This window comes from Bacillus cereus group sp. BfR-BA-01310 (assembly GCF_022664325.1).
Classification (GTDB): Bacteria; Bacillota; Bacilli; order Bacillales; family Bacillaceae_G; genus Bacillus_A; species Bacillus_A paramycoides.
On sequence record NZ_JAKUHD010000125.1, the window covers coordinates 1 to 235 of the forward strand.

Consider the following 235-nt stretch of genomic DNA (forward strand, 5'->3'; position numbering starts at 1 on the left):
ATGACTTGTTTACCGTACCATGTTGCTTTATATTCCAACATGGTTCGAAACTGTGACCATGATACCTCACTAATTGCTTTTGCTAACTTATGATTCTTTAACATATTCGATACTTGCAAATCTTCTATACCGATAACATCGTGGTTTTTGATGATTTCAGTCGAGATTTTATCCAAGTAATCTTTTCTAGCATTTGTCATGTATTCATGAATTCGAGCTACCTTTACTCGTTGTT

General features: G+C 34.0%; 1 protein-coding gene. It reads right to left on the reverse strand.

What is annotated here, in order from left to right:
* On the reverse strand, positions 1-235 hold a 235-nt coding region (locus MR109_RS29980; RefSeq protein ID WP_242274877.1), incomplete at both ends, for an RNA-guided endonuclease TnpB family protein.